Origin of the sequence: Rhizobium sp. WYJ-E13, from assembly GCF_018987265.1 — a bacterium.
Lineage (GTDB): Bacteria > Pseudomonadota > Alphaproteobacteria > Rhizobiales > Rhizobiaceae > Rhizobium.
The window spans coordinates 2,487,723-2,503,102 of the sequence record NZ_CP076853.1 but is presented as its reverse complement, the minus strand read 5'-3'; the positions used below and the strand labels follow the sequence as shown (position 1 = coordinate 2,503,102).

Annotated in this window: 14 protein-coding genes; 12 read left to right on the top strand and 2 right to left on the bottom strand. The window is 60.8% G+C overall.

From position 1 onward, the window contains the following. The first annotated feature begins 113 nt into the window (after nucleotides 1-113). The 10 genes from aqpZ to ligA all read left to right on the top strand — a co-directional run bounded on the left by aqpZ (nucleotide 114) and on the right by ligA (nucleotide 12,876). Nucleotides 114-800, top strand: a complete 687-nt coding sequence (gene aqpZ, locus KQ933_RS12645) for an aquaporin Z (RefSeq protein ID WP_216755209.1) — start codon at nucleotides 114-116, stop codon at nucleotides 798-800. 274 nt (nucleotides 801-1,074) lie between these two features. Further along, the gene (locus tag KQ933_RS12640) at nucleotides 1,075-2,001 is read left to right on the top strand and encodes a D-alanine--D-alanine ligase (protein WP_216755208.1); all 927 of its coding nucleotides are present in this window, start codon (nucleotides 1,075-1,077) and stop codon (nucleotides 1,999-2,001) included. After that, a complete protein-coding gene (locus KQ933_RS12635; RefSeq protein WP_216755207.1) occupies nucleotides 1,989-2,921 on the top strand; it encodes a cell division protein FtsQ/DivIB in 933 nt (310 codons plus the stop codon). Before KQ933_RS12640 ends, KQ933_RS12635 begins: the two co-directional genes overlap by 13 nt. Continuing rightward, nucleotides 2,918-4,249 (top strand): cell division protein FtsA, encoded by a 1,332-nt coding sequence (ftsA, locus tag KQ933_RS12630; RefSeq protein ID WP_113324938.1) that lies wholly within the window; start codon nucleotides 2,918-2,920, stop codon nucleotides 4,247-4,249. The genes KQ933_RS12635 and ftsA overlap by 4 nt, the downstream gene beginning before the upstream one ends. Before the next feature lie 56 nt (nucleotides 4,250-4,305). After that, complete coding sequence (gene ftsZ / locus KQ933_RS12625; RefSeq protein ID WP_216755206.1) at nucleotides 4,306-6,015, top strand: cell division protein FtsZ; 1,710 nt, start codon at nucleotides 4,306-4,308, stop codon at nucleotides 6,013-6,015. Between the two features lie 261 nt (nucleotides 6,016-6,276). Beyond that, nucleotides 6,277-7,233, top strand: a complete 957-nt coding sequence (gene lpxC / locus KQ933_RS12620) for a UDP-3-O-acyl-N-acetylglucosamine deacetylase (RefSeq protein ID WP_216755205.1) — start codon at nucleotides 6,277-6,279, stop codon at nucleotides 7,231-7,233. A gap of 270 nt (nucleotides 7,234-7,503) precedes the next feature. Next, entirely contained in the window at nucleotides 7,504-8,373 is an 870-nt protein-coding gene (locus KQ933_RS12615; protein WP_216755204.1) for an outer membrane protein assembly factor BamD, read from the top strand. A 5-nt stretch (nucleotides 8,374-8,378) separates the two neighbouring features. Continuing rightward, nucleotides 8,379-10,052: a DNA repair protein RecN gene (gene recN, locus KQ933_RS12610; RefSeq protein WP_216755203.1), complete on the top strand. Its 1,674-nt coding sequence runs from the start codon at nucleotides 8,379-8,381 to the stop codon at nucleotides 10,050-10,052. Nucleotides 10,053-10,125: 73 nt separating this feature from the next. Next, nucleotides 10,126-10,644, top strand: a complete 519-nt coding sequence (locus KQ933_RS12605; protein WP_216755202.1) for a DUF6886 family protein — start codon at nucleotides 10,126-10,128, stop codon at nucleotides 10,642-10,644. 75 nt (nucleotides 10,645-10,719) lie between these two features. Next, a complete protein-coding gene (ligA, locus tag KQ933_RS12600) occupies nucleotides 10,720-12,876 on the top strand; it encodes an NAD-dependent DNA ligase LigA (RefSeq protein ID WP_216755201.1) in 2,157 nt (718 codons plus the stop codon). A gap of 34 nt (nucleotides 12,877-12,910) precedes the next feature. Here ligA and KQ933_RS12595 read toward each other — a convergent pair whose 3' ends face one another. Then, entirely contained in the window at nucleotides 12,911-13,441 is a 531-nt protein-coding gene (locus KQ933_RS12595) for a GNAT family N-acetyltransferase (RefSeq protein ID WP_216755200.1), read from the bottom strand. Nucleotides 13,442-13,709: 268 nt separating this feature from the next. Here KQ933_RS12595 and KQ933_RS12590 point away from each other — a divergent pair, with 268 nt between their 5' ends. Together KQ933_RS12590 and KQ933_RS12585 are read left to right on the top strand one after the other, a co-directional pair. After that, nucleotides 13,710-14,300: a 3'-5' exonuclease gene (locus KQ933_RS12590; protein ID WP_216755199.1), complete on the top strand. Its 591-nt coding sequence runs from the start codon at nucleotides 13,710-13,712 to the stop codon at nucleotides 14,298-14,300. Between the two features lie 66 nt (nucleotides 14,301-14,366). Next, on the top strand, nucleotides 14,367-14,858 hold the full coding sequence (locus tag KQ933_RS12585) for a CreA family protein (protein WP_216755198.1): 492 nt from the start codon (nucleotides 14,367-14,369) through the stop codon (nucleotides 14,856-14,858). Between the two features lie 46 nt (nucleotides 14,859-14,904). On the opposite strand, the gene KQ933_RS12580 is transcribed toward KQ933_RS12585, so the two are convergent. Next, nucleotides 14,905-15,378: a chemotaxis protein CheW gene (locus KQ933_RS12580; RefSeq protein ID WP_216755197.1), complete on the bottom strand. Its 474-nt coding sequence runs from the start codon at nucleotides 15,376-15,378 to the stop codon at nucleotides 14,905-14,907. Nucleotides 15,379-15,380: the final 2 nt, after the last annotated feature.

Here is a 15,380-nt window from a genome sequence, read left to right as displayed (position 1 = left end):
TCGGCGTTTTTTCACTCTTGCGCCAAGCTTGTCATAGGCTGGCCGCCAACTTGACCGGAATCAAATTGTAATCGATTGATAAGAAATCTCTGGTTGAGGGAATAGAGGGGCACATGCAAAAAAGTCTTGCTGCCGAGTTTTTCGGCACATTCTGGCTGGTCTTCGGCGGATGCGGCAGTGCTGTGTTCGCGGCCGCCTATCCTGAACTTGGCATCGGTTTTGCCGGCGTGGCGCTGGCGTTCGGCTTGACTGTCCTCACCATGGCCTATGCCGTGGGCGGTATTTCCGGCGGCCATTTCAATCCCGCCGTCTCTCTCGGCCTTGTGGCTGCTGGACGTTTTCCCGCGGCTAACCTCGTTCCTTATGTCTTCGCACAGGTGGTTGGTGCCATCGTCGCTGCCGCAGCGCTCTATCTCATCGCCAGCGGCAAGGCGGGTTTCGAGCTCGGCGGGTTTGCGGCCAACGGATATGGCGAACATTCTCCGGGCGGTTATTCGCTGCTTTCGGCACTGTTGATCGAAGTTCTGCTGACCATGTTCTTCCTGATCATCATCCTGGGATCGACAAGCAGCCGGGTACCCGCCGGATTTGCGCCGCTTGCGATCGGCTTCGGGCTGACGCTGATTCACCTCGTCTCGATCCCCGTGACGAATACCTCCGTCAATCCGGCGCGTTCGACCGGGCAGGCGCTTTTCGTCGGCGGCTGGGCGCTGCAGCAACTCTGGCTGTTCTGGATCGCGCCGCTTGCGGGCGGTGCGATCGGCGGCCTCGTCTGGAAATTCTTCGGCGATAAAGACTGACTGCAAGACAGTGAGGCATGCCATTGAACCCGCGTGGTTTTTCCGCGCGGGTTTTTCGTTTTAATCGCCCTTGCGGCTTGTTCGCTGCGATATTCGCACGGCCGCAAGGGCAGAAAAATGAAGTATTCGACAAGGCGGAGTTAACGAAAGTAAACGGTTCGTTAACCATAATGATGCTCTAATGCACCCAAGTCAGACAAAGGCCACGAAGCGCGCAGACCAGCTTCGCGCAAGCCTCGATACTGAAGGGTGAAAGTTATTTTTGGGGGTGTTGATGAGTCGCGAGCACGTAGCTGTCCTGATGGGCGGGTTTTCCTCGGAGAGGCCTGTCAGCCTTTCCTCGGGAAAGGCGTGTGCCGATGCCCTCGAAAATGAAGGCTTCAAGGTGACGCGTATCGATGTCGAGCGCGACATTTCCGAAAAGCTCTCCGCTCTGAAGCCCGATGTTGTCTTCAATGCCTTGCACGGGCCTTTCGGCGAGGACGGCACCATTCAGGGCATCCTCGAATATCTGCAGATCCCCTATACGCATTCGGGCGTGCTTGCCTCCGCGCTTGCCATGGATAAGGGCCGGGCGAAGCGTGTGGCTGCCGCTGCCGGCGTTCCGGTTGCCGAATCGCAGGTGCTGAACCGCTTCTCGTTTCCATCGGAGCATCCGATGAGGGCGCCTTATGTGGTGAAGCCGGTGCGCGAGGGTTCCAGCTTCGGTGTCGTCATCGTCGGGGAGGATCAGGCGCACCCGCCGCAGGTCATCGGTTCGGCCGAATGGCGCTACGGCGAGGAAGTCATTGTGGAGCGCTATATCCATGGTCGCGAACTGACCTGCGGCGTCATGGGTGATCAACCCATGGATGTCATCGAGGTGGTGCCTCAGGGCCACAATTTCTATGATTACGACTCCAAGTATGCTTCGGGTGGCTCAAAACACGTCTTGCCGGCTAAAATTTCACCGAAAATTTACCAAAAAATACAAACATTGGCGTTAAGGGCGCATCAAGCAATCGGTTGTCGCGGCGTCAGTCGGTCCGACTTTCGTTACGACGATCGTTTCTCCGAAGACGGCGAGCTTATCTGGCTGGAGGTCAATACCCAGCCGGGCATGACTCCAACCTCCCTTGTGCCCGAAATGGCCGGCCATGCCGGATATTCCTTTGGTGCATTTCTCCGGTGGATGGTGGAGGACGCGTCTTGTTTGCGTTGACAGTCAAAAGGATAGGGCGCCCCAGCCGTTATGCCGCGCTTCCCATCGTGGAAGCCGACGAACGTCGCGTGCTGCCGCGTCCGCTGCGCCGCGTCGTGCGTTTCCTCGTCAGCCTCGGTACCGGCCGCATTCACATTCCGGCCCATACGGGCACGGTTTCGGCGCTCGGCTTCCTGGCTGCGACCGGTCTCTACGGTATGTCGCTCGGCGGTCATACGGAAGCCGTCGCCCAGGCGACCACAAGCGCTGTCGGCTTTGCCATCGAGGACGTGAAGGTTTCCGGCAACAACCAGACTTCCGAAATCGAGATCCTGCAGCTTCTCGGCCTCGATGGCGCGACGTCGCTTGTTGCTCTCGACATCGATGCCGCGCGCCAGAAGATCGCACGCCTCCCCTGGGTCGAGAATGTCGAAGTCCGCAAGGTCTATCCGAAGACCATCGAGGTGAGGCTCTCTGAACGCAATGCCTATGCCATCTGGCAGCACGGTCAGGAGCTTTCGCTGATCGAGAAGAGCGGCAGCGTGATCGCGCCGCTTCGCGACAACAAGTTTTCGACCCTGCCGCTCGTCGTCGGCCGTGATGCCGAAACGGCTGCTGCCTCCATCGAGGACGCCTTCGCCAAGTGGCCGGATGTCAAGGCTCGCGTGAAGGCTTATGTCTGGGTTTCCGGCCGTCGCTGGGACCTGCACATGGATAATGGCGTCGTCGTCAAGCTGCCGGAAGATGATCTCGACCAGGCGCTCGCGACGCTTTCGAAATTCGACAGGGAACAGCAGCTCCTGGAGCGTGATATCGCTGCAGTCGATCTCAGGCTGCCGGATCGCACGACGATCCAGTTGACGCCCGAGGCGGCAGCCCGCCGACAGGCCGCGGTCACGATGCGCACCAAGGAATTGAAGAAGGCGGGGCAGAATATATGAGCTTGTTCGGTTCATCCCATTTTGGATTGCCGCGCCTGAAGCCGCTTTCGTCGAAGCGGTCGCATATCGTTTCGGTGCTCGATATCGGCTCGACCAAGGTCGTCTGCATGATCGGCCGGCTGACGCCGCGTGAGGAAAGCCAGATCCTGCCGGGCCGCACGCACAATATCGAGATCATCGGCATCGGCCATCAGCGTTCGCGCGGCATCAAGACCGGCGTAATCGCCGATCTTGACGCACTGGAAAGCGTCATCCGTCTTGCTGTCGATGCGGCCGAGCGCATGGCGGGCCTCACCGTCGAAAGCCTGATCGTCAACTTGACGGCCGGCCGTCTCGGCAGCGACATCTACACGGCGACCATCGATCTCGGTGGTCAGGAAGTCGAGCTGAACGACCTGAAAAAGGTGCTTTCGGCCGCCTGCCAGCAGTCGCTGCGCCAGGACCGCGCGGTTCTGCATTCGCTGGCGACCGGCTTCTCGCTCGATGGCGAACGCGGCATCCGCGATCCGCTGGCGATGTATGGCGATGCGCTCGGCGTCGACATGCATGTCGTGACGGCGGAACGCTCGGCACTCAAAAATCTCGAGCTCAGCGTCAACAGAGCGCATCTTTCGGTGGAAGGAATCGTTGCAACGCCTTATGCATCCGGTCTTGCCGCACTCGTCGACGATGAAGTCGAACTTGGTTGTGCGGCCATCGACATGGGCGGCGGCACGACGACGATCTCGGTCTTTGCCGAAGGCAAGCTTGTTCATACCGATGCTGTCGGCCTCGGCGGTCATCATGTGACGACCGACCTCGCACGCGGCCTTTCCACCCGGATCGAGGATGCTGAACGTTTGAAGGTGGTTCATGCTTCGGCGCTGACCAATTCTTCCGATGAGCGTGAACTGATCTCCATTCCGCCGATCGGCGAGGATGACCGGGATCAGCCGAGCCAGGTGCCGCGGGCTCTCGTCTCGCGCATCGTTTCGGCGCGTATCGAGGAGACGATGGAACTCATCCGCGACCGCATCCAGCGCTCGGGCTTCAGCCCGATCGTCGGCAAGCGCGTCGTGCTGACGGGCGGCGCCAGCCAGCTGACCGGCCTTGCCGAAGTGGCGCGGCGCATCCTGGCCCGCAACGTTCGTATCGGCCGTCCGATGGGTGTATCGGGTCTTCCGACGGCGGCCAAGGGTCCGGCCTTTTCGACGGCCGTCGGGTTGATGATCTATCCGCAGGTCGCGGACATGGAAACACATGCGTCACAGAGCAGCCTGCTCCTGTCGCTTGGGGGTAATAACAGCCGCATCGCCCGCATGGGCCAGTGGCTGAAGGAAAGCTTTTGAAATTGAGTGAATTGGCCGGCGTGGCGATGCGGCCAGAGAGAGAAGGAACAGGTACCATGACTATCAAGCTGCAGAAGCCTGACATCACCGAGCTGAAGCCGCGCATCACCGTGTTCGGCGTTGGCGGCGGCGGCGGCAATGCTGTCAACAACATGATCTCCGCCGGTCTCCAGGGCGTCGACTTCGTCGTTGCCAATACGGACGCCCAGGCGCTGACCATGACGAAGGCCGAGCGGATCATCCAGCTCGGCGCCAACGTCACCGAAGGCCTCGGCGCCGGCTCGCAGCCGGAAGTCGGCCGCGCGGCTGCCGAAGAGTGCATCGACGAGATCATCGACCACCTGAACGGTACGCATATGTGCTTCGTTACCGCCGGCATGGGCGGTGGCACCGGCACTGGCGCTGCTCCTGTCGTCGCGCAGGCCGCCCGCAACAAGGGCATCCTGACGGTCGGTGTGGTCACCAAGCCATTCCACTTCGAAGGCGGACGCCGCATGCGTCTGGCCGAATCCGGTATCCAGGAACTGCAGAAGTCGGTCGACACGCTGATCGTCATTCCGAACCAGAATCTTTTCCGGATTGCCAACGACAAGACGACCTTCGCCGACGCCTTCGCCATGGCCGACCAGGTTCTCTACTCGGGCGTTGCCTGCATCACCGACCTGATGGTGAAGGAAGGTCTCATCAACCTCGACTTCGCCGACGTCCGCTCGGTCATGCGCGAAATGGGCCGCGCAATGATGGGTACGGGCGAAGCTTCCGGTTCGGGCCGCGCCATGCAGGCCGCCGAAGCGGCGATCGCCAACCCGCTGCTCGACGAAACTTCGATGAAGGGCGCACAGGGCCTGCTGATCTCCATCACCGGCGGTCGCGACCTGACGCTGTTCGAAGTCGACGAAGCTGCAACCCGCATCCGCGAAGAAGTCGATCCGGACGCCAACATCATCCTCGGGGCAACCTTCGACGAATCGCTCGAAGGCATCATCCGCGTCTCGGTCGTCGCCACCGGCATCGACCGTGCGATGAACCAGGCTGCCGACCGTGGGTTCCAGCCGGCCGCAAAGCCCGCTATCCGTCCCTCCGCGGCCGTTGCTCCGGCACCGGCCGCAGTTCAGCCTGCTCCAGTCATGCAGGCACCGAAGGCCGACCAGATTGCACAGACCATCCGCCAGGCTGAAGTCGAGATGGAACGTGAACTGGAAATTCCGGCCCCGCGTGCCGCTGCTCCTGTCCAGCAGCAGCCGGTGATGCAGGAAACCTTCCGTCCGCAGAGCAAGATCTTCGCTCCTGCACCGGAAGCAGCTCCGGTCATGCGTCAGGCCCCGCTACATCCGGCTCCCGTCATGCACCAGCCGGCTCCGCAGCCGGTCATGCAGCAGCCGGTCCGTCATGAGCCTGTCATCCGCCAGGCGCCCGAACAGGTCCGCATGCCGAAGGTCGAGGATTTCCCGCCGGTCGTCCAGGCCGAGATCGATCATCGCTCGCAGCCTGCTGCTTCGCATGTCCAGGAAGAGCGCGGCCCGATGGGTCTCTTGAAGCGAATCACCAATTCGCTCGGCCGCCGCGAAGAGGAAGTCGCTCCGGAAATGACGTCTGCGCCGGCTGCCTCCTCGCAGCAGCGCCGTCCGTTGTCGCCGGAGGCAAGCCTCTACGCACCGCGTCGCGGCAACCTCGACGACCAGGGTCGTGCCGTCCCGCAGGCCCGCATGATGCAGGAAGACGACCAGCTGGAAATCCCAGCATTCCTGCGCCGTCAGTCGAACTGAGAAGAACACTTCTCCACAGAAAACGCCCGGGGCCGAAATCCTGGGCGTTTGCATTTCTAGGTGCTTGAATTCTAGATGTTTTTGGCACCGAGATTTTCGTAACAAACCGAAACGAACAGTGATTTGGATTGCGGCGTGCCTCCACGTAAGTATGAAGCAAGCGAACTGCTCCAAGAGTCTGCTTTAAGCGGCACCGGGCAGTGTAGAAGAACACCGGACCGGCTGGCAGCGACGGGTGCGGAAGAATAAAGGCAGAATTTTATGGGACTTGGCTTGTTGGGCTTTCAGACGACGGTATCGCGTCCGGTAACTCTTTCGGGTATCGGCGTTCATTCTGGTGCCGACGTTTCGATCACCTTCAATCCGGCCGAAGCCGGTACCGGCGTTATTTTCCAGCGCGTGCATGACAACGGCGACGTCACCGAACTGAAGGCCGTTTCCTCGCAGGTCGGCAATACCGATCTCTGCACCGTTCTCGGCTTCTCGCCGGCCCATTCCGTCGCGACGATCGAACATGTCATGGCAGCCGTTTATGCGCTCGGCCTCGACAATGTCGTCATCGAAGTCACCGGCGCCGAAATGCCGATCATGGATGGCAGCTCGGTTTCCTTCGTCGAAGCTATCGAACAAGTCGGTCTCGTTTCCCTCGGCGTCAAGCGCCGCTACATCCGCATCACCAAGCCGGTTCGTATCGAGCATGGTGGCTCCTGGAGCGAGTTCCGCCCCTATGACGGCACGCGCTTTGAAGTCGAGATCGATTTCGAATGCCCGCTGATCGGCCGCCAGAAATGGGAAGGCGATCTCACCGCCACCGTCTTCAAGACCGAGCTGTCGCGTGCGCGCACCTTCGGCTTCATGCGCGATGTCGAGCGCCTCTGGGCTTCGGGCCATGCTCTCGGCTCTTCGCTCGAAAACTCCGTCGTCATCTCCGATGACAACACTGTCATCAATGTCGAAGGTCTGCGCTACGCCAAGGACGAGTTCGTGCGTCACAAGACGCTCGATGCTGTCGGAGATCTGGCGCTTGCCGGCGCACAGTTCATCGGCTGCTACCGTTCTTATCGCGGTGGCCACAAGATGAACGCCAACGCTCTCAAGGCATTGCTCAGCGATCCCACGGCCTATGAAGTGGTCGAGACGTCGATACCGCGCCAGCGCGTTACCGTTCGCGAGTTCATTGCGGTCAGCGCTCCGGAATTCGCCCCCTGGTCGGCATGACCTCCAGTATACCAATTAAGGCCAGGGCCGCCTCCCAACGGGGGCGGTTTTTTTGTGGGGAAGGGGCGGATCGCGCGCGATAGATGTTTGCGGCATATATTTAGCTATCACCGCTTTGAATGCCGTGAAAAGCCTGACATTCTCGGCAGTGCTGCCACAAAAATGCGTTAATGCGTGATCATTGCGTTGCTCTCGATGCACATTTGTGGCTAGAAACGCCAGCTAGGCGTGGCTGCTGTGGAGTGGACGGCGGCGGTGGGATTCTTTCGAATGGCTTATGCAAGGTCTGACATGATGATGAAGACAGCGCGCGCTTTGCTCGCATCCGTGATGGTGCTGAGCGCAGGCGCCTTGATTTCCGGCTGCCAGTCGGACCCGGATATCGACATCACCAAGCTCGGCCTCGAAACCGATCCGCCTGATGTGCTCTACACGCAGGGCCTCGCCAACATGAAGGCCGGTAACATGGCTGAGGCGGCACGCAAGTTCGATGCGATCGATGCGCAGAATCCCTTCTCGGAATGGGCACGCAAGGCGCTCGTGATGAGCACCTTCGTCAAATACCGCCAGGGCCGCTTCGATGACGCGCTCGCATCGGGCAACCGTTATATGGCGCAGTATCCGAAGTCCAAGGATGCCGCCTACGTGCAGTATCTCGTCGGTCTTACCTATTCCAAGCAGATCGTCGACGTGACGCAGGACCAGCGCGCGGCACAGAAGACCATCGACGCCATGCAGGCCGTCGTCGACAATTATCCTGATTCCGAATATGTCGATGACGCGCAGGCCAAGATGCGCTTTGCGCGCGACCAGCTCGCCGGCAAGGAAATGCAGGTCGGCCGCTATTACATGGAGCGTAAGGAATATCTCGCCGCGATCTCGCGCTTCCGCATCGTCGTCGAGAAATATCCGAACACGAATCAGATCGAAGAGGCGCTCGCCCGTCTTGTCGAAGCCTATTATGCAATGGGTATCGTCGACGAAGCGCAGACGGCGGCTGCCGTTCTCGGTCACAATTATCCAGACAGTCAGTGGTATGCTGATTCTTACAAGCTGCTGCAGTCGGGTGGGGCGGAGCCGCGTGAAAACAAGGGTTCGTGGATCGCTGCAGCGGGCAAGAAACTCCTTCTCGGTTCCTGAGGCCAATGCTGATCCAGCTTTCGATCCGCGATATCGTCCTGATCGAGCGGCTGGACCTTGCCTTCGAGACCGGCCTTTCCGTGTTGACGGGTGAGACCGGTGCCGGCAAATCCATCCTGCTTGACAGTCTGTCGCTGGCCCTTGGCGGGCGGGGTGATGGCGGCCTCGTGCGCCATGGAGAGGACAAGGGTCAGGTCACGGCCGTCTTCGATGTCGGCATGGATCACGGCGCGCGGAAGCTTTTGCGCGAAAACGGCATCGACGACGAAGGCGACCTGATCTTCCGCCGCCAGCAATCCTCAGACGGCCGCACCAAGGCCTATGTGAACGACCAGCCGGTGAGCGTGCAGCTCATGCGTCAGGCCGGCCAGATGCTGGTCGAGATCCACGGCCAGCACGACGACCGCGCGCTGGTCGATACCAATGCCCACAGAACGCTGCTCGACGCCTTTGCGGGCATCAGCGAGGATGTGCAGACCGTCGGCGCGCTTTACCGCCAGTGGCGCGATAGCGAGCGCACGCTGAAGAAGCACCGCGAGAAGGTCGAGGCCGCGGCCCGCGAGGCGGATTATCTGCGCTCTTCCGTCGAAGAGCTGGAAAAGCTCTCGCCGCGCGATGGCGAGGAAGACGAGCTTGCCGACCGCCGCCAGAAGATGATGAAGGCCGAGCGCATTGCCGGCGATATTGCCGAGGCTTCCGAGTTCCTGAACGGCAATGCCTCTCCCGTGCCGCATATCGCCTCGCTGGTACGCCGCTTGGAGCGCAAGAGCCATGAGGCGCCCGGCCTGCTCGAAGACACCGTCGCGCTGCTCGACGCGGCGCTGGATCAGCTTTCGAACGCGCAGATGGAAGTGGAGGCGGCACTGCGCAAGACGGAATATGATCCGAAGGAACTGGAGCGCGTCGAGGAGCGGCTGTTTGCATTGCGCGCCGCCTCCCGCAAATATTCGGTTCCCGTCACCGAGCTTCCGGCGCTCGCCGTACGCATGATCAGCGATCTCGCCGATCTCGATGCCGGCGAGGAGCGGCTTACCAAGCTCGATGCAGAAGTGGCCGCCGCCAAGGCGAGTTTCGATGCGGCGGCTCGCTCGCTGTCCGAAAAGCGTCACCATGCCGGCGATGCGCTGGCGCAGGCCGTCATGGCGGAGCTGCCGGCGCTGAAACTCGAGCGCGCCCGCTTCATGGTGGAGATCACCACCGATGCGGAGGAGGCGACCGCCGAAGGCATCGATGTCGTCGAATTTCACGTCCAGACCAATCCGGGTACGCGGCCAGGCTCGATCATGAAGGTCGCCTCCGGCGGTGAACTCTCACGCTTCCTGCTAGCGCTCAAGGTGGCGCTTGCAGACCGCGGCTCGGCGCCGACGCTCGTCTTCGACGAAATCGACACCGGTGTCGGTGGCGCGGTGGCGGACGCGATCGGCCAGCGGCTGAAGCGGCTTTCTGACCGCGTACAGGTACTCTCCGTCACCCATGCGCCGCAGGTGGCAGCACGTGCTGCCACGCATCTCCTGATCTCCAAGGGACCGTCCGGCGAGGGCTCCGACAAGATCGCCACGCGCGTCGCCACCATGGCCGAGAAGGACCGCAGGGAAGAGATCGCCCGTATGCTCGCCGGTGCCTCTGTCACGGAAGAGGCGAGGGCGGCGGCTGCACGGTTGCTGGCGGGCAACGGCTAGATATCCGCTGCTGGTGACAAGGCTTCGGCACTGCGCTATCAGGCCTCACTCTCACGGCGAGGTCCTGCATCCCATGCGGCTTTTCCATTTCAGCAACGATCCCGCCATTACGATTTTCGAGCCTCGACCGGTGCGTATCGCCTCCGAGCGCCCGCCGGGCAGGGAGTGGCTGAATGGGCCGCTTGTCTGGGCGATCGATGATGTCAATGACTTCATGTATCTCTTTCCGCGTGACTGCCCGCGCATCCTGATATGGGCGAAGCCGGAGACATCGGAAGAAGACCGGCAGCTGTTGGGCAGATGGCGCGGCGCGGCTTATATCGAACGCGGCTGGCTGGCACGCCTGGAGGCTGGGTGCATCCATCGCTACGAGATGCCGACGGAGAGCTTCGAGGATTTGCAGGATGCGGGAATGTGGGTGTCTCGCAAGGCCGTCGTGCCGCTGGCGCTCACGGTTGTTTCCAGGCTCGATTGCGAATTTGCTCCGCGCGGTATCGAGCTTAGGGTCGTTGACAGCCTGATGCCTTTGAAGGCGCTACGGGACACCACGTTGCATGTCAGCGCCATAAGGCTACGCAACGCGCAGCCATGATTTCCGAACGTTGGTACTATTTCAATCGCGGGATTTTGCTCTAAAACCATTGCAGATTCTCTGGAGTGAAGCTGCATGTCGACCGAATCCGTCGCTGTTGAGGACCTGACCCTTGAAGACGCCGCTGCCGAATTGGGGCGGCTGGCCAAGGAAATCGCGCATCATGACGCGCTCTACCACGGCAAGGATCAGCCGGAGATTTCGGACGCGGACTATGACGCGCTGAAGCGGCGCAACGATGCGATCGAGGCACGTTTCCCGGAACTTATCCGCGAGGACAGTCCGTCACGCCGCGTCGGCGTCGAGCCATCCAATACTTTCGCGCCCGTGGTCCATTCGCGTCCAATGCTGTCGCTCGACAATACGTTCTCGCAGGAGGACGTGCGCGACTTCGTTGCCAGCGTCTATCGCTTCCTTGGCCGTCTGCCTGATAATTCCATCGCTTTCACGGCCGAGCCGAAGATCGACGGGCTTTCCATGTCGATCCGTTACGAGAACGGCAGGCTGGTGACGGGTGCCACGCGCGGCGACGGCACGACGGGCGAGAACGTCACGGCCAACATCCGCACCATCAAGGAAATCCCGAACGAGTTGCCGAAGGGCGTTCCATCCGTCGTGGAAGTGCGTGGCGAGGTCTATATGGCCAAGAGCGACTTCATGGCGCTGAACGCCCAGATGGAGGCCGAAGGCAAGCAGACCTACGTCAATCCGCGCAACACGGCTGCAGGATCGCTGCGCCAGCTCGATGCGAAGGTGACGGCGAGCCGCAAATTGAGGTTCTTCGCCTATGCCTGGGGTGAGATGTCGGACATGCCCGCCGATACGCAGATGGGCATGGTCGAGACCTTCAGAAGTTGGGGTTTCCCGGTCAATCCGCTGATGAAGCGGTTGAGTTCAGTCGACGATATCCTTGCCCATTACAGCGAGATCGGTCTTGAGCGGCCAGATCTCGACTATGATATCGACGGCGTCGTCTACAAGGTCGACAGCCTCGAACTGCAGCAGCGCCTTGGTTTCCGCTCACGCAGCCCGCGCTGGGCGACGGCGCACAAGTTCCCGGCCGAACAGGCTTTCACCATCGTAGAGAATATCGACATTCAGGTCGGCCGCACCGGCGCGCTGACCCCGGTGGCGCGGCTGACGCCGATCACGGTCGGCGGTGTGGTGGTTACCAATGCGACGCTGCACAACGAGGATTACATCAAGGGCATCGGCAATAGCGGCGAGCGCATCCGCGAGGAGGAGCACGATATCCGCATCGGCGATACCGTCATAGTGCAGCGCGCCGGCGACGTCATCCCGCAGGTGCTTGATGTCGTCATGGAAAAGCGGCCGGCGGATGCGCAGCCTTATCAGTTTCCGAAGGTATGTCCGGTCTGTGGTTCACATGCCGTGCGTGAGCGGCACGAGAAGACCGGCAAGCTCGATTCCGTCACCCGGTGCACGGGCGGTTTCATCTGCCGGGCACAGGCGACGGAAGAGCTGAAGCACTTCGTCTCGCGCAACGCCTTCGATATCGAGGGACTTGGCTCCAAGCAGATCGACTTCTTCTTCGAGAGCGAAGACCCGGCGCTGCAGATCCGCACCGCGCCCGATATCTTCACGCTGGAGAAGCGCCAGCAGCAGTCGATCACCAAGCTGGAGAATATCGACGGCTTCGGCAAGGTCAGCGTCGGCAAGCTTTACGCGGCGATCAACGAACGGCGCAGTATTGCCCTTCACCGCTTTATCTATGCGCTGGGTATTCGTCATGTGGGCGAGACGACGGCGAAGCTGCTGGCGCGCTCCTACAACACTTACGAGGCCTTTGCTGCGGCAATGAAGGAGGCGGCGGCGCTTTCCGGCGACGCCTGGGACGACCTCAACGCCATCGAGGGCATCGGCGAGGTCGTCGCGCGGGCCATTGTCGAATTCTACAAGGAGCCCCGCAATATCGAGGTGATCGGCCGCCTGCTCGACGAGGTAACGCCGCAGGAGGCCGAACAGCCGGTGACAGCGGGTAGCCCGGTAGCCGGCAAGACCGTCGTCTTTACCGGTTCGCTGGAAAAGTTCACCCGTGAAGAGGCGAAGGCGAGGGCTGAAGGCCTCGGGGCAAAGGTGGCGGGTTCCGTCTCCAAGAAGACCGATATCGTCGTTGCCGGCCCGGGCGCCGGCTCCAAGCTCGACAAGGCACGCGAACTCGGCGTCCAGACGATGGACGAGGACGAGTGGCTGGCGCTGATTGGCGGATAGGAGCGGGCCGGCGGCAAACGCCGGCCTCTTTGTTTCAAGCCCTCAGCCGCGCCATCGTATAGGCATCGACATATTGCCCATCGCGATAGCCATATGACCTGAAGAGGCCTTCCTTCTCGAAGCCGAATTTTTCATAGAGGCGGATGGCCGTTGTGTTATCCGTGTAGACGGTCAGTTCCATCCGCTTGATGTCGTGCCAATTGTCAGCGGCGTCGAGCATGGTGGCCATCAGAACGGTGCCGATGCCGCGGCCGGTGAAATCGTCATGCACACCCATGCCGAGACTTGCGGCGTGCTGTCGCCGCCCTTCGAAGCGGGTCATGCCGCCATTGGCGACGACCTTGCCATCGAGTTCGACGACGAGATTGAGCGCACCGGGCGTGGGGTTTTCCATGCGCTTGCGCACCGCATCGATGCTTTGAAAGGGTGGGCGCAGCGTGCCGGCGCGGTAGCCCGGCAGGTTCATCAGTTCGGTGACGGCTTCGGCATCGCTCACCCGCAACGCGCGAACGCTGAGGCCCTTCAGATAAGGCTTTTCGGGTGGGGTGTCCTGATTGGCTGACATCATGCTCTCCTTGGGTTTAAAAGAGGAGAGCGGAGTTTCAGAAACCCTGCTTCCTCGGCAGGGTTCTCGGGATGATCGGACTGCTAGTGACGCACCATCGCTCCCGCGCACCCTACAAGGGTCGTGGAAATAAGATGCATATTGTGGGTCACAGGGTTGATCATGCGTGGAGGTTTCTCCATTTGCGTGCAGATGTCAACAGGCCGGAATTTGCCTTCGGATGCGGCTATGGGTATTCCGGAAGAGCAGACGATTCGGATGTTTGACCTTGAAAACCATCGCCATCGATTTCGAGACAGCCAACGAACAGCGCGGCAGTGCCTGCTCGGTCGGCCTTGCCTGGATCGAGGACGGACAGGTGACGCGGGTTGAGGAACGGCTGATCCGACCGCATGACATGCGCTTTTCGGGTATGAATATCGCCATTCACGGCATCCGCCCTGAGCATGTGGAGGATGCACCGGAATTCCCTGAAGTCATGGACGAGTTCCATGACGATTTCCGAGGGGCGACGATGATCGCCCATAATGCCGCTTTCGATTTCAGTGTCTGGCGGGCGAGCCTCGATCTCTACCGGCAGTCCTATCCGGAGTTGACCTATCTCTGTAGCCTGAAGATGGCGCAGCGCATCTGGCCGCATTTCCTGTCGCACCGGCTGAACCTGATTGCTGATCATCTCGGCCTGCGCTTCGTCCACCATAATGCGGCTGAAGATGCGGCCGTCTGTGCGGCAGCCGCGCTCGAGATGGCGAGGGCCGTCAAGGCTTCGACGGTTGCTGCCATTCCCGCCGTCATCGGCATGAAGCCCGGCAGGCTGACGGCAGCGGGCTACGAGCCCTGCACCTGCCGTAAGGCCTGAGCCCCCACGTTTTCTTGCAAAGATTCCGGCCATTCTTATCTTAGCGGGATCAACACGGGAGTTGCCATGTCCACGTTTCGCAATCTTTTCCTTGGCTCAATATTCCTCGCGGCTTCCGCGGGCGCGACCTCAGCTGAAGTCGTCGGCAAGGTCGGGGTCGACTGGATCGGCAATGACATCATCGTCGAGGCGGTCTCCGACCCCGAGGTGAAAGGCATCACCTGCCATGTCACCTATTTCGACCGCAGCCTGATCGACCGGTTCAAGAACGGCAACTGGTTCGAAGATCCGTCCAACAATTCCATCGCCTGCCGTCAGACGGGGCCGATCGAAATCGGCAATATCGATTTGTCCAAGGATGGCAGCGAGGTTTTCCGCCAGGGCATGTCGCTCATCTGGAAGGTGCTCGCGGTCAATCGCATTTACGACAAGGCCAACAATACGCTGATTTATCTCGCTCATTCGCGACAGGTGACGGATGGTTCGGCGAAGATGTCGATTTCGACCATTCCGCTCTATGGGCAGGATGTGGTTTGGAAGAATGGGAAGCCGCAATGAAAAGGCCCGGACGAGCCGGGCCTTCGAATTCCAGATAACCAAGAGATCAGGCAGCTTCGCGGGCCAGCTCGTCGGCAATGACCGTATCGAGGTTGAGGAAGCAGACCATGGTCTTTTCGAGCGCGACAATGCCGCGGCAGAAGGCGCGCTGGGCTTCCGGGATGATTTCCGGCGCCGGCTGAAGGTCTTCGCTCTTGATGGTCATCATGTCGGAGACCTGTTCGACCAGCAGGCCGACCAGCTTGCCGGCGATGTCGGTGACGATGATGGCGGAACGCTCCGACGGTTCCGTCATCTTCATGCCGAGGCGGCAGGCCATGTCGATGACCGGGATCACCGCACCGCGCAGGTTGATGAGGCCGAGGACGTAGGGCGGGGTATGCGGCATCGGCGTCACCGGTGCCCAGCCGCGGATTTCGCGGATGGCCATGATATCGATGCAGAATTCCTGATCGCCCAGATGGAACGAAACGATTTCGAGATAGGCACCCGACTGCTTGATGGCGTTGTTGTTGTTCATGA